Genomic DNA, 21,776 nt, shown 5'->3' with positions numbered 1-21,776 from the left:
ACTTTTCAAGGATGAAAAGTAAGCAAAAATCCTTTGTCGGACTGACGGTACGTCCCTGTTACCGCAGTCCGACAGGGCGGCATCCATGCCGCCTCCACGATAGTAAATATTGATTTAGATTCTGACAGTAAGAGTCTTTTAAAAATTAGTATTAGAGTGAATTGAACAGAATTGAAATGAATTGGAGAAAGCGTGTGGCAAAAAAGACATTAACGAACTTGGGGCTATGCTTTATTGGTCTTTGCGGGATGAATCAAGCGGTATGGGCAGAACCAGCACGCGCTACCTTACCTATTCTAAAACTCGCTGATCAGCCGCAATGGTGTGATGCCAGTATTCAAAAACTCCAGCAACAAATCACCGAACTCGAAAAAAAACCAGTCAAAGCGGAGTCCAATGCCGCACCTGTTTTAGCAGAATGGGATGCCTTTATGGCGATGTTTGAGGACTTGACTAATCCGATCAGCTTATATCGTAATGTCTATCCTGATGAAAAGTTTCGTCAGGCGGCAGATGACTGTATTGTGAAAATGGAACAGCTACAGACCGATTTATATCAGAATCCAAAACTCTATCAACGCATTAAAAACAGCAAGGCGACTGATCCAATTGATGTGAAATACCGTCAGGACATTTTAACTGACTTTGAAAATACGGGCGTGCAATTACCGCCTGCAAAAAGAATACGCTTAAAGGAAATCCGTAACCTGCAAACCCAACTCTCACAGCAATTTACCCGTAATATCAATGATAATCCTGAAAAACTGGAATTTACCCCAGATCAGTTAAAAGGCTTGCCAGAAAGCTATCTTGCCAATGCCAAGAAAAATGATAAGGGTAATTATTTGCTGGGATTTGATTATCCTGCCTATCAACCGTTTATGGAACTTTCTGAGAGTGATGCAGCCCGTAAACGCTACCAGACTGCTTTTACCCGACGGGGTACAGCAAAGAATCTGGACTTGCTCAAACAGATTATTGACCTCCGTTATGAACAGGCACAGTTATTCGGTGAGCCAAGCTATGCCGATCTCGCCTTAAAAAAACGCATGGCGAAAAATCCAAAAACAGTGAATGATTTCCTGAATAATATTTACCAGATTGTGACGCCACTTGAGCAAAAGGAAATGCAGGAATTAAGGGAATTTAAGGCAAAAACTCTAAATATTTCTTTAGAACAGGCAGAGATTACACGCTGGAACGTGGGTTATTGGACAGAGAAATTACGTAAGGACAAATACCAGATTGATCAGGAAAAATTGCGTGATTATTTCCCAACTTTAGCTGCACAGAAATGGTTGTTTGCGATTTCCTCAAATCTGTATGGCATTGAGTTTAAGCCTGCCAAAGTGGATACATGGCAGGATGAAGTTGAATATTACGATGTGACCGATCAGAAAACAGGACAACTGCTTGGCGGTTTGTATATGGATAAATTCCCGCGTGAGGGCAAATATGGGCATGCTGCGGTATGGGGCGTGTATGGCGGCAGTAGTTTAACAGGGCGTAAACCAATTTCGGTTTTAGTGACCAATTTTAATCGCAAAGGTTTAAACAGCAATGAGCTGGAAACCTTTGTACATGAGTTTGGACATGCCTTGCATGGCATTTTGTCCGATACCCGTTATGTGGGACAGTCTGGAACATCAGTCGAGCGTGACTTTGTTGAAGCACCCTCGCAGATGTATGAAGAATGGGCGAGACGTAAGGAAACCTTGTCTAAAGTGGCAGACTATTGTGATCCAGCCTGTCCACGTATTGATGATGCGCTGATTGAACGTTTAAATGCGGTACATAATTATGGACGTGGCGCACGTTATGCTCGCCAAACCCTGTATGCGCAATATGATATGGCATTGCATGATAAAGACCCTCGCCAGCTGCAACCATTGGATGTCTGGAAAAAAATGGAATCGGCAACTGCTTTGGGCTATGTGGAAAATACTCAGTTCCCAGGGCAGTTCGGGCATTTAATGGGCTATCAGGCGGGCTACTACGGTTATATGTGGTCAGAAGTGTTGGCACTGGATATGTTATCTGCCTTTGGGGATAACCTGAATAATCCAGAAATTGGGCAACGTTATCGTCAAACGGTTTTGTCACAAGGCAGCCAGAAAAAAGCGGCTGAATTGGTGAAAGATTTTCTGGGTAGGGCGCCTGACAACAAGGCATTTCTGAATGAGATTACAGGACAACGCGTCAAATAAGGATGTACCAAGATGTTCGCTTATGTCGTGCGTAGACTCTGGCAAATGATTCCGACCATGTTGGGGGTCATTTTGCTGATTTTTTTCCTGTTTAACTGGGTTGGTGGCGACCCTGCCTATATTCTGGCAGGCAAAATGTCCAATCCAGAACAGATTGAAAATATCCGTAAACAGTTGGGCGTGGATCAGCCGTACTATATGCAGTTGTGGATTTTTATCAAGCAGATTCTGACTTTTGATTATGGCGCAAGCTGGAGTACAGGCGAATCAGTATCGCAGATTATCCTGACCCGTTTGGGGCCATCGCTGACCTTGCTGGTTCCATTGGTGATTTTACAAACTGTGATCTCGATTGTACTGGCCTTGGCGGTGGCATCGGTACGTGGTTCACTGACAGACCGTATGGTGATGATGCTATGCACTGTCGGCATGTCGATCAGTATTCTGGTCTATATCATTATCTTCCAGTATGTCTTGGCCTATCAGTTGGGCTGGTTTCCTGTGCAGGGCTGGAGCGACAGCTTTAGCGAAAATCTATTCTATTATTCCTTATTACCCATCCTGATTATGCTGGTGGTGAGCATTGCACCAACCTTACGTCTGTATCGTAGTTTTGTGCTGGATGAAATTCATCAGGACTATGTGCGGACGGCCCGTGCTAAAGGTGTGCCTGAAACACGGGTTTTGGGCATTCATGTGTTGCGTAATGCCTCGATTCCGATTGTCACCGAAGTGATGGCAAGCTTGCCAGCTTTATTAATTGGTGCATTTTTGATTGAGCGTTTCTTTGGGATTCCAGGGATTGGTCGTGAAATTATTATTGCGGTGGAACGTAGTGATTTTCCTGTGATTAAGGCGATTACTGTTTATGTGGCAGCCGTCACCATGATTTTTAATTTGATTGCTGATCTGATCTACAAAGCCATCGACCCTCGTGTTCAGTTGAAATAGGAGGATGACGATGCTCAGTACAATTTTTAAAGGCAAAACCTCCTCAAATGAATCATCTGCGTCAACAGGACTCTGGCATTTGGCCTTGAATCGATTGAAATCAGATCGTATTGCAGTTGTTTCGTTTGTGATCGTACTGTTTTATTTCATTTTGCTGGCTTTATCCATGACAGGCGTGATTGCTTCTAATTGGAATAAAGAAGTGGCAGTCAGTTATGCACCACCGACATTTTTAGGTGCTGATACTGAATCAGATCAAATTAAGGCAATTACAGAAAGCACAGTAACTTTGCCTGAAAATCCTGTTGATCCACTCAAAGACGTGATTCAACAACTCAATGCAGAAATTCAGGCGGAACAGCACGGCAGTTCAGCCATAGACAACTATGGCATGCTTGATCCGTTGGCTGCGGATATGCAGGCAATTAATCAGCAGTTGGGCGGACATTTACTTGATCAACAACAGCAACTAAAAACCACTTTGCCTTTTGGGGCGGATAAGTGGGGACAAGATGTGTTGTTAAAAACCATTAAGGGCGCTGAAACCTCAATTCTGGTCGGTTTGTTATCAGCTTTATTGGCAGTGGTGATTGGTACTTTTCTTGGCGCGATTGCAGGTTATTTTGGCGGTTGGATTGACGATGTCTTGAACTGGTTCTATAACATTTTCACTTCGATTCCTTATCTGTTATTAGTGCTCGCGATCGCTGCGGTACTCCAACAAAAAGGAATTTTGTCGATTGTTTTAATCTTAGGCTTAACGGGTTGGACTGGGGTATTTCGTTTGGTTCGGGCTGAATATATGAAGCATAAATCGCGTGAATATGTATTGGCTGCCAAAGCCATTGGCGTGAGCAATATGCGCCGTATGTTTGTCCATATTTTCCCGAATGTCAGTCATATTGCCTTGGTACAGATTTCGATTCTGGTGGTGTCATTCATTAAATCAGAAGTGATCCTTAGCTTTCTGGGTTTTGGTGTTCCTGTTGGGGTCGTGTCATGGGGCAGTATGCTCAATGAAGCGCAAAGTGAATTGATTTTGGGGAAATGGTGGCAACTGGCTGCGGCTTCGATTGCGATGGCGGTTTTGGTCACGGCATTTTCAATGTTTACCGATGCATTGCGTGATGCTTTAGATCCTAAGTTGAAATAGCGGAGAAAAAATATGCAACCTCAAAATGAAACACCGCTATTACAAGTAGACGATCTTCAGATCAGCTTTAAAGGTGAAAATAAACAATGGATCGAAACGGTTAAAGGAATTTCATTTTCAATTCCAAAAAATAAAACGGTGGCTTTGGTCGGTGAGTCGGGCAGTGGTAAATCCGTGACTTCACTGGCGATTATGGGCTTGCTACCGAAAGGACAAAGCCAAATTGCTAATCAAAGCAAGATCAGCTTTGAGGGAAAGGATTTACTCAATTTATCTGCAAAGGAAATCCGCCAAATTTGCGGCAAAGACATTGCCATGATTTTTCAGGAACCAATGTCATCGCTGAATCCTGTATTTACAGTCGGTGACCAGATTGCCGAAGTGCTCAGGATTCATTTAGGTATGGGGCGCAAGCAGGCTAGAGTACGAGTGCTTGAGTTACTTCGAGAAGTCGGTATCCCTGCACCTGAAACAAAAATAGATGCGTATCCAAGTCAGCTTTCTGGTGGTCAGCAGCAAAGGGTTATGATTGCCATGGCAATTGCTTGTGAACCAAAGCTATTGATTGCGGATGAACCCACTACAGCTTTGGATGTCACCATTCAAAAACAGATCATTGATCTATTAGAATCTTTGAGACAACGCCATCAAATGTCGATGCTATTCATCACCCATGATTTAGCACTGGTTGGTGAAATTGCTGATGAAGTGATCGTCATGCGTCATGGTGAAATCCGCGAATGTGGCGCCGTTGAACAAGTACTGGAACAGCCGAAAGATGTGTATACCCGTGCCTTATTGCACTGTAGACCTCAACTTTCAACCCGACCATACCGTTTACCCGTCACCAGCGATTTTATGAAACAGGACGAAAATGGACAACTGGTCGAAGCAACCAATTTGTCCGAATTGAATCTGAAACAGCGTTCGCGAGGACTTACAGGCGAAGAACAAATTATTTTAGAGGTCAAAGACCTGAAAAAATCGTTTTATAGTCGTAAAGGTTTATGGGGGCGAGATGAATTTCAGGCCGTGAAAGGTATATCTTTCCAATTGGCAAAAGGTAAGACTTTAGGTTTGGTTGGAGAGTCGGGTTCAGGTAAAACCACGATTGGACTATTGCTAATGCGTCTGTATCAAGCCACAGGTGGACAAGCCTTGATTGGTGGTAAAGATATTCTTGCCATGACTGAGAAAGAATTTTCACAGTATCAGCGTAAAATTCAAATTATTTTCCAGAATCCATACGCTTCACTCAATCCACGCTTTACCGTCGGGCAGATTTTATTGGAGCCGATGCGTATTCATGGCATTGGACAGAATGATGCTGAACGCAAGAAAATTGCACTCGAGCTATTGGAAAAAGTCAGTTTACCTATAGATGCATATGACCGTTATCCACATGAATTTTCTGGTGGACAACGCCAGCGAATCGCGATTGCCCGTTGCCTCACCTTAAAGCCAGAAATTCTGATTTGCGATGAATCAGTCTCCGCGCTGGATGTGTCGGTACAGGCGCAGGTGCTGAATTTACTGCAAGATTTACAGGATGAATTTGGACTGAGTTATATCTTTATTTCACATGATTTATCGGTGGTGAAGTATATTTCGGATCAGGTCATGGTGATGAATCATGGTGAAGTGGTGGAAATTGCCAATTCGGATGAATTGTATTTACATCCGCAGCATGAATATACCAAGAAACTGCTGAATGCGATTCCACAGGGGATCAGTCACCATCATTAAAGTTCAGCCATAAAAAAACGCTCTAATGAGAGCGTTTTTTTATTTTCAGGATCAAGAATTAGAACTTCTTAAAACCTTTATTAAAACCGATGGTTTTACGACCGTTATTATTTTCACTGCTACGTGGACGTTGCTGTGGTTCTTGCTCATCATCACGACGCTGTTGACGTAGATAGCCACCACGGCGTGCAGCCAATGGCTTCTCCGCCATTTTTTCAGTACGGCGTTTTGCCATACCAAACAGACCAGTACCCTGACGTGGCTTCAACTCAACCGATTTCGCCAAGTTATCAATATCAGTTTTATCTAATTCCATCCAGCGGCCTGTACGTAATTCACGTGGCAAGATCACCGTACCATAACGGGTACGCAATAAGCGGCTGACTTTTAGGCCTTGCGATTCAAAGATACGACGTACTTCACGGTTACGGCCTTCTTTAACCACCACCTGATACCAACGGTTGATCCCATCACCGCCAATTTCAGAGAATGATTCGAATTTGGCTGGACCATCTTCAAGCTCAACACCTTTCAGCATGTTATTGCGAATTTGCGGTGTTACTTCACCCATCACACGTACCGCATATTCACGTTCAACTTCATTTGAAGGGTGCATTAAACGGTTAGCAAGTTCACCATCATTCGTGAATAATAATAAACCAGTACTGTTAATATCCAGACGACCCACCATCACCCAGCGGTCATTGGCAATTTGTGGCAAATGATCAAATACGGTAGGACGCTTTTCAGGGTCATTGCGCGAGCAAATCTCACCTTCAGGCTTGTAGTAAATCAGCACACGACGACGAATTTCATCTTCAATCTGGAACTGCACCTTACGGCCGTCAATACGCAGTTCATCGGTTGGTTCGATACGCTCACCCACCTGGGCAATACGACCATTGATGCTGACACGGCCAGCAGCAATCACCTCTTCCATATAACGACGTGAGCCTAACCCGACTCTCGCCAACACCTTTTGTAATTTTTCACTCATGACAGCACAACCTTAGACATAATGATCAACAGTTCACCTCTCAAGACTTCGGTGCATGTGCATCGAGAGCCATGAATGCTTCCTTGGCGTTCTGTAGGGGAGGCAATTGATTTAATGACACTAAACCAAAAGCATTTAAAAATTGGGGTGTTGTAATCAACAACGCAGGTCTTCCAGGCAAATCCCTGAAACCAGCTTCTTTAATCCAGTTCCAGTCAAATAAATTTCTTAAAATCTGGCTATTATTAGATACACCACGAATCTGTTCAATATCCGCACGCGTGACAGGCTGATGATACGCAATCACGGCGACTGTTTCGAGCAACGATGGTGATAATTTGGTTGGGCGTTCAGGCCACACCTGGGCAATAATATTACGGTATTTTGCCCGCACCTGAAAACGAAAGCCCTGTGCCGTTTCAATCAGTTCAATGGAACGGCCATGCTGCAACATCGCAAGCTGTTGTAAAAACGTGCGTAATTGCTGCTTGGAGTATTGGTTCTGAAAGGCTTCTTTTAATCGTGCAAGTGAAACGGCTGAGTCACTTGCAAATATAATTGCTTCAATCTGCAATAAAACGTCGTGATGAATGTCTTCAAGTGACATTCCCTCATTCGTGTCAAACTGATCTAAACTCATACGGCAATCCCCTGAACAGTCAGAGGAGCTTCAATGCCTGTATGAATAATTTGAATTTTTTGCTGACGTGTCAGTTCCAGCACCGCCATAAAGGTCACCACCATGCCCATACGACCCTGCTTGGGATTGAGCAGTTCAATAAAACTTAAATTTTCACCAGATGCAAGCTGGCTTTCAATATAGGCCATACGCTCTTCAAGCAATACAGGTTCTTGTGCAACCACATGGGTGATGGGTTCAGGACGGTTAAAGATACAGAATAATGCGTCACGCAGGGCATCGACATCATAACCCTCATAAATTGGGGCAATATGACCAATACTGACATTGGTACTAAAGGTATCCCGCTCAAAAATTGGCATTTGCCCCAGACGTTCAGCCGCCTGTTTAATGCGTAAATAGGTTTCCAGACGGTCAATTAGTTCCTGTTTTGGGTCTTTCTCAAACTGATCCGCAACTTTTGCTTTAGGAAGTAATAAACGTGATTTTAAGTCGGCAAGTAGTGCTGCCATCACCATATAATCAGCAGTCAACTCAATATTCAGCGACTTCATATTGTCCATATAGGAAAGATATTGGGTCGCGATTGGGGAGATGTCGAGCTGCAATAAATCAAAGCCATTTTTTTGAATCAGGTAAATCAGAAAATCCAGGGGACCTTCGAATTGTTCGAGTAGGATTTCAAACGCAGCAGGCGGTATGTACAAATCTTCGGGTATAGTCTCCTGCCACTCGTCAAGCACACGAATGGATGGAGTAGACTCCAGAACTGAGGGGAGAGTTTGATTCATTACCGTTATAAGCCACGCGAATTTTCAAAAGCATGAAAGATATAATTTTGTGTGCAAGGACGACACAATGCTACCAAGAGCTTGGCTATTCTAATCGAAATAGCACATTTAATAAATTACTCACTTACAAAAACCTTAAAGTTCTCAGGGTATTTTTTATTGTGATGCAATTTCACATTGAACAGAGCTAAAGCTATGTTTAAATGGGTTTCCAAAAAGGCTTTAATTAAACGATAACAGCCAATGAGAAATTATTTAAAAACACAACAGAATCAGTTTGGGCAAATGACTGGTTCTTCACTTGATGAAAATGTGACTGCTTCTACTGTTCAGGGTGATATATCGGGATGATATGTCAAGCTGGTCGATGGGGCTGATGGCATAACAGATCAGGCGGTAGGGCAGTTATGGGAAGCGGTATCGACAGAACCTGATGAACGATGCTGGACCTATCTGCCATATTCCGCACCGCAGAGCCAGCAAAGCCTAAAAGATTCATTACAAAATTTGGTGGTGTTTCAATACGAGGGATTGTTTCGTCAGGATTGTATATTAAAAGGGCACAATCGAAATACGGCATGGTTCTCGATGATTGATGATGAGTGGTCGGAATTAAAAAATGCTTATCAGCAATGGCTGAGTCCTGATAATTTTGATGAACACGGTTTTCAGAAACAGAAGTTGTCTGATTTTTTGATTGAATAAGGGTCAGTGCTTATCCAAAAGCACTGACATCACCAACACCACGACGGATAATTTCAGGATTTTCTCCCGATAAATCCACGATACTGGTGGTGGACAAGGTACCAAAGCCGCTGTCAATAAACACATCAATACGTTTACCTAGTTGGTTTTCAATATCATAAGGATCATCAAGCGGATCTTTTTGATCGGGCAAGATCAATGTACTGGTGAGTAACGGTGCACCAAGTTCTTGTAATAAAGCTTGTGCAACAGGATTACTTGGAATGCGCAGACCAATGGTTTTTTTCTTAGGGTGCATCAAACGTTTTGGAACTTCACTGGTAGCAGGCAAAATAAAGGTGGTGACAGCAGGCGTATTATTTTTTAACAGCCGATACATGGCATTGTCCACTTTGGCATAGGTCGCAATATCAGATAGATCACAACACATAATCGCATATTGATGTTTTGGACCTAGACCGCGAATCTGGGCAATCCGCTCCATCGCATTCTTGTTTCCAATCTGACAACCAATCGCATAGGCTGCATCAGTTGGATAAACCACCACATCACCCGCACGAATACGTTCAACGGCTTGTGTGATTAAGCGAGTCTGTGGATTTTCAGGATGAATATGTAAATGTAACATTATTATTGTAACTCCCTGATCTTTATGGCTGAATTAAGTATGAAACTTGTTCTACTAAAGATGCAAGTCTTAGATGTGTTAATTTTGTCATTCAATCAAGTAATTCACGTTTAAATTCATTTAGTTGTAATGGTAAGCCATGACGGGTACAAACACAGATATAGTGAATAAAAAGTGCAGCATCTCGTGGTAAAGTGGCTTCACCCGAAAAATAACGTTGTACTTGAGCAAAAACATGATCTTTAAATTGTGTCCCATTGCCGCTATCACCCGTTAAGTTATCTAAAGAGACACGAAACTTTCGACCAAAGGCTGTTGCAAATAACCATTCAATGGCTTGAGGCTTAATTTCAACTTGTTCAAATAAAGCTTGCTGTTCTGCAGTACGACCATCGGGTGCATACCAATAACCTAAATCAGGTAAAAGGCGACGTTTTTCACCTGAAATACTCCAATGACTAATTTCATGTAAGGCACTGTTAAAGAAACCATGTGCAAATTGGATTTTTGCAGGCTGTTGATTTATCGCTGGGAAATATTCTGGTTCAAAATCACCTTTAACAAGCATGACATTATGGTGGGAAAACCAGTGATTAAAGTGTAAAATAAGCCAATCAACCTGTTCTGGTTCTGTTGTTAACGTTTGCCAAGATGAGCGTTGCACTTGATCTGGTGTTAACATAGGAGCAGTGATTGAATGGGGGCTAACAAGTGATGAAGTTGTTACTTCAAGTTGCGGCTGCAACAGATACATTGCTGTGTTACCACGAGTTCTGTCTAAAGAAGTGCAAAATTGTATCTTAATCTTTGACAGAGTACCGATGAATTTGTAGAATTGCCGCCCACAGGGTCTGCTGACAGTTCAAATGTAACTTGCGTTGCAAAGTAAAATTGTCATAGACAAGGAATGAAACGTAGTTAATGGCGACTCCCTTAACAAGTTTCATGACGATGGATAGGGCAATTTTACTAGCAACCCGTAGGGACAGGGATATTTTTTGATGCTACTGCGTTACGCATTGCTTATTTAGAAAGCTAAATTACGCAATTCGTGCCTTGTATCCTCTAAAAAATGTCCACTGTCGCAACTATATTTGAACTGTCAACAGACCCTCTTATGTCAGCAAATACTTTTCCAAGCCAAATCGAGCCATTTAAATGGGCTGAACAGGGCTATACATGGTCAGGAATACTGCCATTGTCTCGCTTTGCTCGTATTGCTCGAGAAGCTGTTGGTTCAATTGGTGATCAATTGATCAACATAGACTGTAAGCTATCAATCGATGCCTATCATCGTATTGTATGGTTAGATGGACATATTGATACTAAAGTTCCAATGGAATGCCAACGTTGTTTGGGATCTGTTGAAATTGAATTAGTCTCAGAATTTCATTTAGCTTTAATTGATGATGAGTCACTGATAGAGCGATTGGATGAGGATGCTGATTTCATCGTTTTAGGTGAAAGTGAATCGTCGAAAAAAGGGAGTATTGATACACCTGCTTCGATTGATTTATTCGCATTGCTAGAAGATGAATTGTTATTGTTGATGCCTTTGTCTCCCAAACATGGTGTTTGTGAGCATAAACATCAACCTGCCGTTCAGGACGTTGTCGAAGAAAAGCGGGATAACCCGTTTGATGTTTTGGCAAGTTTGAAAGGCAAACTTAACTCATAACACAATTTGTGTTATCATGTTGAGTTAAGACAACTGAATTTGTTCTGATCCATTTTTCGATCTTTGTAAGGAGCCATCATGGCCGTTCAGCAAAACCGTAAAAGTCGCTCTCGCCGTGACATGCGCCGTTCACATGACGCTTTAACCGAGAATGCATTATCTGTAGACCAAACTACTGGTGAAACTCATCGTCGTCACCACGTGACTAAAGACGGTATTTACCGTGGTCGTCAATTATTCGCTAAAGCAGCTGATGCTGAATAATTGAGTTATATGCATTAAGCGTTAGCTTAAAGTATAGAAAAATGGGAGCGAAAGCTCCCTTTTTTGTTGTTTTTCGCAATTAAAAAACGATTTAATCAATGGTAAATTGCCGCATCGGGAAAGAGTCTGTTGTCATTCTCATGTAGAATCATGAGTGTTGATAAAACTGGCGATAGACCATTTTAAGGATTTTTATATGTCGACTAAGCGACTTGAGCAGGCTGCTCAAGCAACAAAAACAGCATTTGTTTTTCCTGGTCAGGGTTCACAAAAAGTAGGGATGCTGGCTGAACTCGCAGAGCAGTTTAGTGTCGTTAAAGATACATTCACAGAAGCTTCAGAAGCAGTTGACTTTGACCTTTGGCAGATTGCCCAAAGTGGTGAGGGGCTGGATCAAACGGAAAATACCCAGCCTGTATTGCTCACTGCCAGCATTGCCTTATGGCGTGTCTGGCTGGAACTGGGTGGTGTTGCACCAAAATTCCTTGCTGGACATTCTTTGGGAGAATATAGTGCGCTTGTTGCAGCAGAAGCCATGACCCTTGCCGATGCGGTGAAACTGGTCAATTTACGCGGTAAATTGATGCAGAGTGCAGTTCCTCAAGGTGAGGGGGCAATGGCGGCAATTCTTGGTTTAACCGATGACAAAGTGATCGAGCTTTGCCAAAAAGCGAATGCATCTGCGGTAGGCCAAGGTTCAGTTGAAGCGGCGAATTATAATGCGCAAGGTCAGGTGGTGATTGCAGGCAGTACAGCTTTGGTTCAGCAAGTCATGGCTGAAGCAAAAGAGCAATCAGGTAAAGCGATTGCATTGCCTGTTTCTGTACCATCACATTGTACCTTGATGAAACCAGCAGCAGAAAAGTTTGCTGAAGCTTTGGAACAAACTGCCATTGAGCTACCCCGCATTCCTGTAATACAAAATGTCAACGCGGAAATCGCAACGGATGTTGCCCAGTTACGTCAGGCGCTCACTGCCCAGTTGTACCAGTCAGTGCAATGGACACGTAGCATGCAATATCTACAGGATCAAGGTATCCAGTATGTGGTTGAATGTGGGCCAGGTACGGTGCTCAGCAATCTTGCTAAGCGATTACCGAACATAGAAAAAGCATTTGCAATTGATAGCAAAGCACGTATGGAAGATGCCCTAAGCGCGATCTTGGTGGCAGAAGGAAAAATTGCATGACACAACAACGAAAGATTGCGTTGGTGACAGGAGCAAGCCGAGGAATTGGCGCAGCAATTGCACAGCAACTCATTCAAGACGGTTTTTTTGTGGTTGGAACTGCGACCTCTGAATCAGGCGCACAAAAACTGACAGAAAGCTTTGCTGAAAACGGAACAGGTGCTGTGCTTGATGTCCGTAACGGTGAGGCCATTGATGCGCTGGTTTCAGACATCGAGCAAAAATATGGTTCAGTGTTGGTATTGGTCAACAATGCAGGCATTACCAAAGATAATTTGCTACTTCGTATGTCTGAAGATGATTGGGATGACATTCTCAACATTCACCTAAAAGCCGTATACCGCTTGTCTAAGCGCGTATTGAAAGGTATGACCAAAGCACGTTTTGGCCGCATTATTAACATTAGTTCAGTGGTTGCACATTTTGCAAACCCTGGACAGGCGAACTACTCAGCAGCAAAAGCAGGGATTGAAGCATTCAGTCGTAGCTTAGCCAAAGAGATGGGGAGTCGTCAGATTACAGTGAACAGTGTTGCACCTGGTTTCATTGCCACTGAAATGACTGATCAGTTAAGCGAAGATATTCGTAAAAAAATGACTGATCAAGTAGCTTTAAGTCGTCTAGGTGAACCTCAAGATATTGCTGATGCAGTGAGTTTCCTGGCTAGCGATAAGGCTAGTTACATTACTGGTACAGTTTTACACGTAAATGGTGGTCTATACATGGCCTAAGTGGTGATGTATAAACTTTTAAAAGTTTTTATATTCAATTAAACTAGTGGCAAATTAAAACGCCACAAGCAATGAGGAGAATTCCTGTGAGCGATATCGAACAACGCATCAAACAAGCTGTAGCTGAACAATTAGGTATGCGTGCTGAAGAGATTAAAAACGAAGCATCTTTCATGGATGACTTAGGTGCTGACTCTTTAGATTTGGTTGAACTTGTAATGTCTTTCGAAAATGATTTTGACATCACGATTCCAGACGAAGATTCTAATGAAATCACGACTGTTCAATCTGCAATTGATTATGTAACTAAGAAACTTGGTTAATCATATCACATGATTAAAAGCCACCTTTTTCGGTGGCTTTTTTATATGTTCAACTTTTCATATGAATAGATGTAAAAATATCTTACAAAAAAATAAACTATAAATATGAAAATAATTTATTTGAGTGTATAAATTTTATGCTATTTAAAATAATGTATTAAACCATAACAACAAAAGGGAATTTTATGAATATAGCAAACCGTATTAAAGAGATCATTATTGAGCAACTTCGTGTAAATGAAGAAGATGTTTTACCAAATGCATCCTTTACAGATGATTTAGGCGCTGATTCATTGGCTGTAGTTGAGCTCATTATGGCTTTTGAGGGAGAATTTGGTACTCAAATTCCTTATGAAGAGGCTGAGAAAATTATTACCGTTCAATCTGCAATTGATTATATGACCAATATTGTGGGAGAAAATGTTTAAATTGCTTCAAGTTTTGAACGAATTGAAAGCCGCCGTAAGGTGGCTTTTTATATTTAAAATATATAAATGTGAAAGCTTAAAATCAGTTTTACTGCATATACATATATTTACAAGACCTCGTTAAATTGAAACTCGCATGCTTTATTTTTTCGGTATAACTAATTGTAAGTCTGTTTTGACTATGCTTAATCAATAATTACAGAGGAAATAAAAAATGGGTCTTTTTGATTTTGTTAAAGGCATCGGTAAAAAAAATACAGCACCAGCAGAACCTCAGCCTGCTCCAGCCACACCTGTTGAGCCTTCAGCTCAAGAGATTGCCAATAAATTATTAGGTTTGATTAAAAGTTTAGGTCTTGGTATTGAAGGTTTATCAGTAACCTACAATGGAAATACCGATACAGCCATCATTAAAGGACAAGTCAAAAGCCAAGCAGATAAAGAAAAGATAGTTCTTGCCGTTGGTAATATTGATCACGTTGCTCAGGTCGATGATCAGATGACGGTTGAGGTACCTGAACCAGAAAGTAAATTTTATACCGTAAAATCAGGTGATAATTTATCAAAGATTTCTAAAGAATATTATGGCGATCCAAACCAATACAATAAAATTTTTGAAGCGAATAGACCATTACTCAAAAATGCGGATGATATTTTTCCTGGACAAGTTTTACGTATCCCTGAATAAATTGTAATGTGACAGAAGAGGCGCGTATTGCGCCTTTTTTATTTAAAAATAAAAGATAAAATCTATAAAATTGAAATTACTAAAACATTAAAAAAATGAATTCATTTACTTATGCTTTATGTCAAAAGCCCGTTTTAAGTGTGGCAATGTGGATGACAGATCTTTGTGTATTTCCTCCATTATTTTCAAATCTGCCGATTGATTTAACTCATACAGGAGCATTAGCAACTACTGAATTTAAGGTAAATGTACCAAAGTCTTACCACTTAAGCCTAACTGTTGAATTTGAATCAGCACAAAAGCGAGTTGATGATCTTGTTGTTGGAAATACTTTTAACCAATATTGTGATGGGACTATAAAATATAACAACATCCCTGTAGAGAAGAGAAAAGAATTAGGTCAACCAATAACCTTGCAGGTTATTGTAAGAAAATCATAAAATTGTTTTTAATCAGCAATTTCAGTCTTTATGCTCAACAGGACATGATGGTAAAAATAAAAGTTACAGAAGTATTGGCTGGATTCCTTTATCTCAAGATCTTTATGTGATTGAAGTTGTTAATTTACAACCACATAATCAATTAAAAAATGTCAAAACAACATTAAGCTTAAATGCAAGTAATGGTGGTAAATAATCTTAAGATAATAATTGTTTAGGCAGCTTATCCATTAATTGTAAAAAAGGTTTTGGACTTTGTAATGCTCTAGATAGGATTAAAGATCCTTGAATACGTATCACAGTATCTTGTGCTCGCTCGAAAGCTTGTTCTTCTGATATTCCCGCATCTTGTAAAACGACAGAGATACTTTCAATCAGTCTTGTAAATACGGGTTGAATTTGAGGCAAAAAGATTTGGTGCGCTTCACTTAAGGTTAAAACTGCCAAAATACACGCTACATGGCCATTTTCATAAACTTGCTTTAATGAATAGGTCAGAGCTTCTAAACGTTCAATAGGTGATGCGTTGCTTTGTAGGTGAATAAAAATATGATCTTCGCGCCATTGTTCTAAATAGCTCAAAACATCTTGTGCCATTTGTTGTTTTCCATTTGGAAAGTGATGATACAAACTGGCTTTACCTAGACCTGTTCGTTCAGAAATTTTGGATAAAGAAGCACCTTCATAGCCATATTCTCTGAAAATACTTAATAAAGATCGAATTAAAGTCGGTTTATCCATAAAATTACTCATACCACTTGATTTTGTACCGATCGTTCGGTACATTAAAATTATATAACCACAAAAGAAGATGACAATGAAACTTTATAATACTGTAATCTCAGGAAATTGTTACAAAATCAGATTATTACTTTCATTTCTGAATTTAGACTACGAAAAAGTCTCTATAAATTTAGCTGACCAAGAGCAAAAGACAGAACATTTTCTAAAACTGAATCCTTTAGGGCAGATTCCTGTGCTAGAAGATCAGGGGAGGCATATCCATGATTCTCAAGCAATCTTGTGCTATCTCGCTAGAACATATGATGCTCATCAGCTTTGGTTTCCTCAAGAAACAATTGCAATGACACATGTTTTAGAGTGGTTATTTTTTGCCAATCAAAGAATTGCTTCTACTTTATCGGCAGCACGAGCATTTCATCTGATTAAAAAACCAAATATTGATATCGAAAATGCGACTGTAATGTCACATGCATCATTAGCAATTGTAAATCAACATTTGAAAACAAGAAATTGGTTGGTTGGTGAATCAGCCACGATTGCAGATATTGCTTGTTATCCTTACATCGCTTTAGCGCATCAAGGAAAAATAGAATTAGCCCCATATCCATATGTTCAGGCTTGGTTAACAAGTTTTCAACAATTGCCTCGTTTTATTGAATTAGATGAATAATAGGTTAGGCATGAAAAAAGTATTGATTACTGGAGCAAGTCAAGGAATAGGGCAAGCGATTGCTCAAAAATTCTTGGATGAGAATTATGAGGTACATAATATTTCTCGACATACTCCACAATATTCACATCTTCATTTGCATCATTGGCAAGCGGATATGTTGCAATATGATCAAATTGAAAAGGTGATTCAGCAGATTGGGCAGTTTGATGTGCTGATTAATAATGCAGGCTATATGAATACATTTACAGCCGCTTCATATACGTGGGAAGAAATGCAAAAAATTATGAATATAAATCTGATTCATACGATGCAGTTGAGTATCGATGTGGCGGAGAATATTTTTAAAAATCAGAAATTTGGACGCATTATTAGTATGGCATCCATTGCTGGGCAAATTGGGCATCCTGATATCTGGTATGGCATTTCAAAAGCGGGGCTAATTAATGGGATGCGTAGTTTGGCTCGTAGTCATGCCCAGCATAATATTCAAACCTTTAGTCTCGCACCTGGCCCTGTTGAAACACGGATGATGCAAAAGATTCCTATTGAAAGACAAAAGCGGTTAAAAGAAGCGACTTTAAATCAGCAATTTTGCCAAACACAAGAAATTGCAGAAACAGTTTTTTGGCTGGCGCAAGCAGCTCCAAATTGTTTAAGTGGTGAGGTATTTGATTTGAATAATGGTGTGAATTGTCGTTAGATCATGTTGAATAAATGAATAGAAATATATGTATTTCTATTCATTATTATTTAAGTTTTAAAACCGCTTTGGAATCTTTTGCCCATTGAGTACAGGGGTCTCAGCTTGTTTTAATACACCAAATAACCACGTTTCAGCATATTGGACAGCAATTTTAAGGGAATCTCCCAAAGCCAAACGACCTGCAATAAAGCTCGCCAATGAACAACCTGAACCATGATATTGTCCCTCTAAACGAGGACAAATACTTTCAGCAATCATTTTGCAGTCAGCATAAAGTACATTACGAATATGATCAGGCGTATCTTCATGTCCACCTTTCACTAGTACAGCTTTTGCGCCCATCTTAAATAATTTTTGAGTGGCTTGTTCAATATCATCCATGCCCGTTAAAGCCCTTAACTCAACGGTATTTGGTGTGATCACTGTTGCCAAAGGGATTAACTCAACAAAGGCTTTGACCAATGTTGCCTGATCACCCAAAGAACCGCCACTATTGGCGACAAGTACAGGATCAAGCACATATAAATAATCAGGATGTTCATGTAGAAACTCAGCCAGAGCAGCAATATTGTCAGTTGTACCGAGCATCCCAGATTTAACACATTTAATTGGTAAATCACCCACCACAGCATTGGCTTGTGCAAGCAATAATTCTTTTGAGGTGGCTTCAAAGCCAAACACTTGTTGCGAGTTTTGAATGGTAAGGGCAGTACAGGCAATCGCTGCATGCGCACCACTCTGCCCAATCGCTTCAATATCTGCCTGTAAACCTGCACCACCCGATGGGTCTAAACCTGAAAAACAAAGTACGGTTGGACGCACTGCAATTTCCTTTTATGTTGTCATTTAGGCTAGTATAGGGGAGTTTTGAGCAACTCTCGATACTGTGTTGTAAGGCTTTAAGAGATTGCACGAATGACGATCAAAAATATTCTGATAGATTTGGATGGAACATTAACTGACCCGAAAGCGGAGATTCATCGTTCAATTCGTTATGCTTTAAAAAAACTGGGTCAACTCTTAGCAGATGAGGTTGATCTGGACTGGACCTTTGGACCACCTCTGTTTTAGGTGTGATGACAAATTAAGTATTCAGCTATATTTAATAAAGTAATACTGCAACATACTTTACAAGTTGGGTTGCGTAAAAATAATGCATTAATTTTAGATATTTTGTTATGTTCTCATAGCATGAAAAAAGCCAGTTTATTTTTAAACTGGCTTTTAGGAATCGTGATGTTTTCTGCTTATGCAATTTGTACAGGAATACAGTTTGCAGTGTGGTTCACTGTATTGTCTGGGTTTGCATAGACCAAACGAGGTTTGTGCAGGTTTGCCTCGACTTCGGTGAAATCACCAAAAGTTGCAATAATCACTAAGTCACCAACATCAGCCTGATGGGCTGCACCACCATTTACTGAAATAATGCCTGAATCATCTTCACCACGAATTGCGTAGGTTGTGAAGCGTTTGCCGTTGGTTACGTTCCATACGTGGATTTCTTCGTATTCACGAATCCCTGCTAAGTCCATTAACACACCATCAATTGCACAGGAACCTTCATAATGAAGTTCCGCATGTGTCACAACCGCGCGGTGAATTTTACATTTTAATAAACGAGATAGCATGGCTAGCGTCTCCTGAGTAAGACCTAAGACGGATATCTTATGGTTGACTTGTCACGTTTCCGCAGGCTATAGGCGGTTTGATGCGCATTTTGCGCCTAAAACTGCAATATGGCAAGCGTGATTGATCAACAATTTCAGTTTAAGTTTAAGCGGGTTTGTATGCATTAATTTGATTCATGGCCTGTGGAACCTGTCCACTCACAAGCATTTTGACTTGTGATAAGGCATGGGCTATTGCGGCATCCATTAAATCTTGTTCACTGCTGGGAGCTTTGCCAAGCACATGACCAGAAACACGTTCTTTTGAACCAGGATGTCCAATTCCAATGCGTAAACGATGGAAATTGGGACCAATATGGGGAACGATATCACGGAGACCATTATGTCCGCCGTGTCCGCCACCTGTTTTCAAGCGAATCACGCCAGGGTCCATATCCAGTTCATCATGGGCAATTAAGATTGACTCAGGTGCAACTTGATAGAATTTGGCGAAAGGGGCAACACTTTGACCAGAACGGTTCATAAAGGTGGTAGGGAGGAGCAAACGTACATCATGGCCCTCAACTTGGCCACGACCACTATATCCATGAAACTTGGGGTCAGCTTTTAAATTGATGCCATAACGATCTGCAAGCTGTTCAACAAACCAGAAACCTGCATTATGGCGGGTTTGGGCATATTCCTTTCCAGGATTGCCCAAACCAACAATTAGCGAAATACTTGACACTAATTTACGCCTTTAACACTTATGCGCGTTTGAAATCAGCGTGCATTGGAGTGTTTTTAGCTGGGTGACGTTGCAATGCCTGGATTTTAACATTTTCAACTTTGTCACCGATTTTGATTTCGATTACTTCTTCAAAGAAAGCATTGCTTTCTAAAGCTTTAACGATTTCACGAAGCTCTAAAGTAACAGTTACAGGCTCAGCACTACCACCGTAGATAATCGCTGGAATTTGCGCTGCGTGACGAAGGCGGCGGCTCGCACCTTTCCCTTGTTGAGCAGCTTCACGTGCTTGAGCATTTAATACGAAGTTTGCCATGGGCATATCCTCATTGAGATTTAAGAAACTAAACTTGCGACCAGTTTAGTGATAGAAAACCCCGCCATAAGGCAGGGCTTGAAAAAAGCTGGGGTATTATAGATAACTATCGAACATTGCGCTAATAGATTCTTCGTTATTAATACGACGAATTGTTTCAGCAACCATGCTGGCAACGGAAACCTGGCGAACTTTACCTAAGGTTAATGCTTCATCTGAAAGAGGAATGGTGTCAGTTACCACAAGTTCATCAATCACAGAGTTGCGCAGGTTATCAAGTGCCTTGCCAGATAGAACAGGGTGGGTTGCATAGGCAATCACACGGCGGGCACCAAACTGTTTCAGTGCATCAGCCGCCTTGCAAAGCGTACCAGCGGTATCCACCATATCATCGACAATGACACAGTCACGGTCTTTGACGTCACCGATCAAATGCATCACTTGAGATTCATTGGCTTTTTGACGGCGTTTGTCAATGATAGCCAGGTCGATGTCACCCAATTGCTTTGCAACAGCACGGGCACGAACAACGCCACCCACGTCAGGTGAAACCACCATGAGGTTGTCATGTTGCTGCTGACGCAGGTCAGCCAATAACGCTGGTGTACCGTAGATGTTGTCCACTGGAATATCGAAGAAACCCTGAATCTGGTCTGCATGCAGGTCAATCATAACCACGCGGTCAATTCCCACAGTGGTCAGCATGTCTGCAACAACCTTGGCGGTAATTGGCACACGAGCAGAACGTGGACGACGGTCTTGGCGTGCATAACCGAAGTAAGGGATGACAGCGGTGATGCGACCAGCACTTGCGCGACGCAAAGCATCTGCCATTACCAGGATTTCCATCAGGTTATCATTGGTTGGGGCACAAGTGGACTGAACGATGAATACGTCTTTACCACGTACATTTTCAGTGATTTCAACTGAAATTTCACCATCAGAGAACTTGCTTACAGCAGCGGCACCCAGAGGGATATGCAAATGGCTTACGACTTTTTGGGCGAACTGTGGATGAGCACTTCCACTAAAAACGACGAGATTGGGCATGAAGCACCTGAGCGAGGATTACGTGAAGCAACGCTTCACCCGAGCGCAAGTGAAAAATCTATGATTTTTCTAAAGAGGATTACGTGAAGCAACGCTTTGCCAAAATATAAAGGAAAAATTTATAATTCTTCAAAATGAAATCAAGTGAAACAACGCTTGATTCAAGTATGGAAAATCTATAACTCTTCCTCATAGAGGTTAAGCGAAACAACACCTCACCCAAGCGCAAAGAGGAAACTAAAAATTTCCCCAACGGGTAGTTTAAAGAATAATCTATTATATGGCAGGGGCGGCTGGATTCGAACCAACGGATGGCGGGATCAAAACCCGCTGCCTTACCACTTGGCGACGCCCCTAATGCGGCAGAACTTTAATG

25 protein-coding genes, 1 tRNA gene and 2 pseudogenes are annotated in these 21,776 nt (G+C 41.3%); 16 read left to right on the top strand and 12 right to left on the bottom strand.

Annotation, left to right across the window (positions count from 1 at the left end):
- Positions 1-176: 176 nt before the first annotated feature.
- The 4 genes from F972_RS10370 to F972_RS10355 are packed head-to-tail and all read left to right on the top strand — an operon-like array spanning position 177 to position 6,057.
- Positions 177-2,207: a M3 family metallopeptidase gene (locus F972_RS10370; RefSeq protein WP_051061216.1), complete on the top strand. Its 2,031-nt coding sequence runs from the start codon at positions 177-179 to the stop codon at positions 2,205-2,207.
- A 12-nt stretch (positions 2,208-2,219) separates the two neighbouring features.
- Positions 2,220-3,158, top strand: a complete 939-nt coding sequence (locus tag F972_RS10365) for an ABC transporter permease (RefSeq protein ID WP_004682879.1) — start codon at positions 2,220-2,222, stop codon at positions 3,156-3,158.
- Positions 3,159-3,168: 10 nt separating this feature from the next.
- On the top strand, positions 3,169-4,311 hold the full coding sequence (locus F972_RS10360; RefSeq protein ID WP_004757333.1) for an ABC transporter permease: 1,143 nt from the start codon (positions 3,169-3,171) through the stop codon (positions 4,309-4,311).
- A 12-nt stretch (positions 4,312-4,323) separates the two neighbouring features.
- A complete protein-coding gene (locus F972_RS10355) occupies positions 4,324-6,057 on the top strand; it encodes an ABC transporter ATP-binding protein (protein ID WP_004757334.1) in 1,734 nt (577 codons plus the stop codon).
- 58 nt (positions 6,058-6,115) lie between these two features.
- On the opposite strand, the gene rluB is transcribed toward F972_RS10355, so the two are convergent.
- Genes rluB through F972_RS10340 form a run of 3 tightly spaced genes read right to left on the bottom strand, consistent with a single transcriptional unit; the run spans position 6,116 to position 8,485 of the window.
- Entirely contained in the window at positions 6,116-7,054 is a 939-nt protein-coding gene (gene rluB, locus F972_RS10350) for a 23S rRNA pseudouridine(2605) synthase RluB (RefSeq protein ID WP_004676474.1), read from the bottom strand.
- A gap of 40 nt (positions 7,055-7,094) precedes the next feature.
- The gene (gene scpB, locus F972_RS10345) at positions 7,095-7,694 is read right to left on the bottom strand and encodes an SMC-Scp complex subunit ScpB (RefSeq protein WP_004757335.1); all 600 of its coding nucleotides are present in this window, start codon (positions 7,692-7,694) and stop codon (positions 7,095-7,097) included.
- Positions 7,691-8,485, bottom strand: a complete 795-nt coding sequence (locus F972_RS10340) for a segregation and condensation protein A (RefSeq protein ID WP_004757336.1) — start codon at positions 8,483-8,485, stop codon at positions 7,691-7,693. Before F972_RS10340 ends, scpB begins: the two co-directional genes overlap by 4 nt.
- Positions 8,486-8,728: 243 nt before the next feature.
- Here F972_RS10340 and F972_RS10335 point away from each other — a divergent pair.
- A pseudogene (locus tag F972_RS10335) lies at positions 8,729-9,190 on the top strand (hypothetical protein).
- Positions 9,191-9,200: 10 nt separating this feature from the next.
- Here F972_RS10335 and F972_RS10330 read toward each other — a convergent pair.
- Both F972_RS10330 and F972_RS10325 read right to left on the bottom strand, forming a co-directional pair.
- Positions 9,201-9,818: an L-threonylcarbamoyladenylate synthase gene (locus tag F972_RS10330; protein WP_004757337.1), complete on the bottom strand. Its 618-nt coding sequence runs from the start codon at positions 9,816-9,818 to the stop codon at positions 9,201-9,203.
- Positions 9,819-9,909: 91 nt separating this feature from the next.
- Positions 9,910-10,572: an elongation factor P hydroxylase gene (locus F972_RS10325; RefSeq protein ID WP_004757339.1), complete on the bottom strand. Its 663-nt coding sequence runs from the start codon at positions 10,570-10,572 to the stop codon at positions 9,910-9,912.
- A 363-nt stretch (positions 10,573-10,935) separates the two neighbouring features.
- On the opposite strand from F972_RS10325, the gene F972_RS10320 reads away from it, so the two are divergent.
- From F972_RS10320 to F972_RS16315, 8 genes are all read left to right on the top strand, one after another.
- Positions 10,936-11,496 (top strand): YceD family protein, encoded by a 561-nt coding sequence (locus F972_RS10320; protein WP_034427529.1) that lies wholly within the window; start codon positions 10,936-10,938, stop codon positions 11,494-11,496.
- A 78-nt stretch (positions 11,497-11,574) separates the two neighbouring features.
- Positions 11,575-11,760 carry a 50S ribosomal protein L32 gene (gene rpmF / locus F972_RS10315; RefSeq protein WP_004638135.1) on the top strand — a complete coding sequence of 62 codons (186 nt, stop codon included), beginning with the start codon at positions 11,575-11,577 and terminating at the stop codon, positions 11,758-11,760.
- A 196-nt stretch (positions 11,761-11,956) separates the two neighbouring features.
- Complete coding sequence (fabD, locus tag F972_RS10310; protein WP_004757343.1) at positions 11,957-12,949, top strand: ACP S-malonyltransferase; 993 nt, start codon at positions 11,957-11,959, stop codon at positions 12,947-12,949.
- A complete protein-coding gene (gene fabG / locus F972_RS10305; protein WP_004769681.1) occupies positions 12,946-13,680 on the top strand; it encodes a 3-oxoacyl-ACP reductase FabG in 735 nt (244 codons plus the stop codon). The genes fabD and fabG overlap by 4 nt, the downstream gene beginning before the upstream one ends.
- An 86-nt stretch (positions 13,681-13,766) precedes the next feature.
- The gene (gene acpP / locus F972_RS10300; RefSeq protein ID WP_004655272.1) at positions 13,767-14,003 is read left to right on the top strand and encodes an acyl carrier protein; all 237 of its coding nucleotides are present in this window, start codon (positions 13,767-13,769) and stop codon (positions 14,001-14,003) included.
- 185 nt (positions 14,004-14,188) lie between these two features.
- Positions 14,189-14,431 (top strand): acyl carrier protein, encoded by a 243-nt coding sequence (gene acpP / locus F972_RS10295; protein ID WP_004676488.1) that lies wholly within the window; start codon positions 14,189-14,191, stop codon positions 14,429-14,431.
- Between the two features lie 214 nt (positions 14,432-14,645).
- Positions 14,646-15,119 (top strand): peptidoglycan-binding protein LysM, encoded by a 474-nt coding sequence (lysM, locus tag F972_RS10290; RefSeq protein WP_004676490.1) that lies wholly within the window; start codon positions 14,646-14,648, stop codon positions 15,117-15,119.
- A gap of 95 nt (positions 15,120-15,214) precedes the next feature.
- Entirely contained in the window at positions 15,215-15,559 is a 345-nt protein-coding gene (locus tag F972_RS16315) for a hypothetical protein (protein ID WP_004676492.1), read from the top strand.
- A gap of 198 nt (positions 15,560-15,757) precedes the next feature.
- Here the strand turns inward: F972_RS16315 and F972_RS10280 are convergent, their stop codons facing one another.
- Entirely contained in the window at positions 15,758-16,300 is a 543-nt protein-coding gene (locus tag F972_RS10280; protein ID WP_004676494.1) for a TetR/AcrR family transcriptional regulator, read from the bottom strand.
- A gap of 76 nt (positions 16,301-16,376) precedes the next feature.
- On the opposite strand from F972_RS10280, the gene F972_RS10275 reads away from it, so the two are divergent.
- The gene (locus tag F972_RS10275; RefSeq protein ID WP_004676497.1) at positions 16,377-16,973 is read left to right on the top strand and encodes a glutathione S-transferase family protein; all 597 of its coding nucleotides are present in this window, start codon (positions 16,377-16,379) and stop codon (positions 16,971-16,973) included.
- A 10-nt stretch (positions 16,974-16,983) separates the two neighbouring features.
- Positions 16,984-17,676 carry an SDR family oxidoreductase gene (locus F972_RS10270; RefSeq protein ID WP_004676499.1) on the top strand — a complete coding sequence of 231 codons (693 nt, stop codon included), beginning with the start codon at positions 16,984-16,986 and terminating at the stop codon, positions 17,674-17,676.
- A gap of 57 nt (positions 17,677-17,733) precedes the next feature.
- On the opposite strand, the gene F972_RS10265 is transcribed toward F972_RS10270, so the two are convergent.
- Entirely contained in the window at positions 17,734-18,501 is a 768-nt protein-coding gene (locus F972_RS10265) for a hydroxymethylpyrimidine/phosphomethylpyrimidine kinase (RefSeq protein ID WP_004761829.1), read from the bottom strand.
- A gap of 93 nt (positions 18,502-18,594) precedes the next feature.
- On the opposite strand from F972_RS10265, the pseudogene F972_RS16055 reads away from it, so the two are divergent.
- Positions 18,595-18,744, top strand: a pseudogene (locus F972_RS16055) (hypothetical protein); the annotation flags it as partial.
- Between the two features lie 182 nt (positions 18,745-18,926).
- Here F972_RS16055 and panD read toward each other — a convergent pair.
- The 5 genes from panD to F972_RS10240 all read right to left on the bottom strand — a co-directional run bounded on the left by panD (position 18,927) and on the right by F972_RS10240 (position 21,756).
- Complete coding sequence (gene panD / locus F972_RS10260; RefSeq protein ID WP_004655255.1) at positions 18,927-19,307, bottom strand: aspartate 1-decarboxylase; 381 nt, start codon at positions 19,305-19,307, stop codon at positions 18,927-18,929.
- 145 nt (positions 19,308-19,452) lie between these two features.
- Entirely contained in the window at positions 19,453-20,034 is a 582-nt protein-coding gene (gene pth, locus F972_RS10255; protein ID WP_004682853.1) for an aminoacyl-tRNA hydrolase, read from the bottom strand.
- Between the two features lie 19 nt (positions 20,035-20,053).
- Positions 20,054-20,350, bottom strand: a complete 297-nt coding sequence (rplY, locus tag F972_RS10250; protein ID WP_004676507.1) for a 50S ribosomal protein L25 — start codon at positions 20,348-20,350, stop codon at positions 20,054-20,056.
- A gap of 96 nt (positions 20,351-20,446) precedes the next feature.
- Positions 20,447-21,400 carry a ribose-phosphate pyrophosphokinase gene (locus tag F972_RS10245; protein ID WP_004676510.1) on the bottom strand — a complete coding sequence of 318 codons (954 nt, stop codon included), beginning with the start codon at positions 21,398-21,400 and terminating at the stop codon, positions 20,447-20,449.
- A gap of 281 nt (positions 21,401-21,681) precedes the next feature.
- Positions 21,682-21,756 (bottom strand) — tRNA-Gln (locus F972_RS10240).
- Positions 21,757-21,776 lie beyond the last annotated feature (20 nt).

It is taken from the genome of Acinetobacter sp. CIP 102529 (genome assembly GCF_000368325.1).
Lineage (GTDB): Bacteria > Pseudomonadota > Gammaproteobacteria > Pseudomonadales > Moraxellaceae > Acinetobacter > Acinetobacter parvus.
This window is presented reverse-complemented; position numbering and strand designations above follow the sequence as displayed.

Bases quoted from the DNA above. Each gene is read 5' to 3' on its own strand.
- F972_RS10325 (WP_004757339.1), bottom strand. From the start codon at position 10,572: ATGTATCTGTTGCAGCCGCAACTTGAAGTAACAACTTCATCACTTGTT.
- rplY (WP_004676507.1), bottom strand. From the start codon at position 20,350: ATGGCAAACTTCGTATTAAATGCTCAAGCACGTGAAGCTGCTCAACAA.
- F972_RS10365 (WP_004682879.1), top strand. From the start codon at position 2,220: ATGTTCGCTTATGTCGTGCGTAGACTCTGGCAAATGATTCCGACCATG.
- panD (WP_004655255.1), bottom strand. From the start codon at position 19,307: ATGCTATCTCGTTTATTAAAATGTAAAATTCACCGCGCGGTTGTGACA.
- fabG (WP_004769681.1), top strand. From the start codon at position 12,946: ATGACACAACAACGAAAGATTGCGTTGGTGACAGGAGCAAGCCGAGGA.
- F972_RS10340 (WP_004757336.1), bottom strand. From the start codon at position 8,485: ATGAATCAAACTCTCCCCTCAGTTCTGGAGTCTACTCCATCCATTCGT.
- fabD (WP_004757343.1), top strand. From the start codon at position 11,957: ATGTCGACTAAGCGACTTGAGCAGGCTGCTCAAGCAACAAAAACAGCA.
- scpB (WP_004757335.1), bottom strand. From the start codon at position 7,694: ATGAGTTTAGATCAGTTTGACACGAATGAGGGAATGTCACTTGAAGAC.
- F972_RS10270 (WP_004676499.1), top strand. From the start codon at position 16,984: ATGAAAAAAGTATTGATTACTGGAGCAAGTCAAGGAATAGGGCAAGCG.
- F972_RS10370 (WP_051061216.1), top strand. From the start codon at position 177: ATGAATTGGAGAAAGCGTGTGGCAAAAAAGACATTAACGAACTTGGGG.
- F972_RS10280 (WP_004676494.1), bottom strand. From the start codon at position 16,300: ATGGATAAACCGACTTTAATTCGATCTTTATTAAGTATTTTCAGAGAA.
- rluB (WP_004676474.1), bottom strand. From the start codon at position 7,054: ATGAGTGAAAAATTACAAAAGGTGTTGGCGAGAGTCGGGTTAGGCTCA.
- lysM (WP_004676490.1), top strand. From the start codon at position 14,646: ATGGGTCTTTTTGATTTTGTTAAAGGCATCGGTAAAAAAAATACAGCA.
- F972_RS10275 (WP_004676497.1), top strand. From the start codon at position 16,377: ATGAAACTTTATAATACTGTAATCTCAGGAAATTGTTACAAAATCAGA.
- F972_RS10355 (WP_004757334.1), top strand. From the start codon at position 4,324: ATGCAACCTCAAAATGAAACACCGCTATTACAAGTAGACGATCTTCAG.
- F972_RS10360 (WP_004757333.1), top strand. From the start codon at position 3,169: ATGCTCAGTACAATTTTTAAAGGCAAAACCTCCTCAAATGAATCATCT.
- rpmF (WP_004638135.1), top strand. From the start codon at position 11,575: ATGGCCGTTCAGCAAAACCGTAAAAGTCGCTCTCGCCGTGACATGCGC.
- F972_RS10320 (WP_034427529.1), top strand. From the start codon at position 10,936: ATGTCAGCAAATACTTTTCCAAGCCAAATCGAGCCATTTAAATGGGCT.
- F972_RS16315 (WP_004676492.1), top strand. From the start codon at position 15,215: ATGAATTCATTTACTTATGCTTTATGTCAAAAGCCCGTTTTAAGTGTG.
- F972_RS10245 (WP_004676510.1), bottom strand. From the start codon at position 21,400: ATGCCCAATCTCGTCGTTTTTAGTGGAAGTGCTCATCCACAGTTCGCC.
- F972_RS10330 (WP_004757337.1), bottom strand. From the start codon at position 9,818: ATGTTACATTTACATATTCATCCTGAAAATCCACAGACTCGCTTAATC.
- acpP (WP_004676488.1), top strand. From the start codon at position 14,189: ATGAATATAGCAAACCGTATTAAAGAGATCATTATTGAGCAACTTCGT.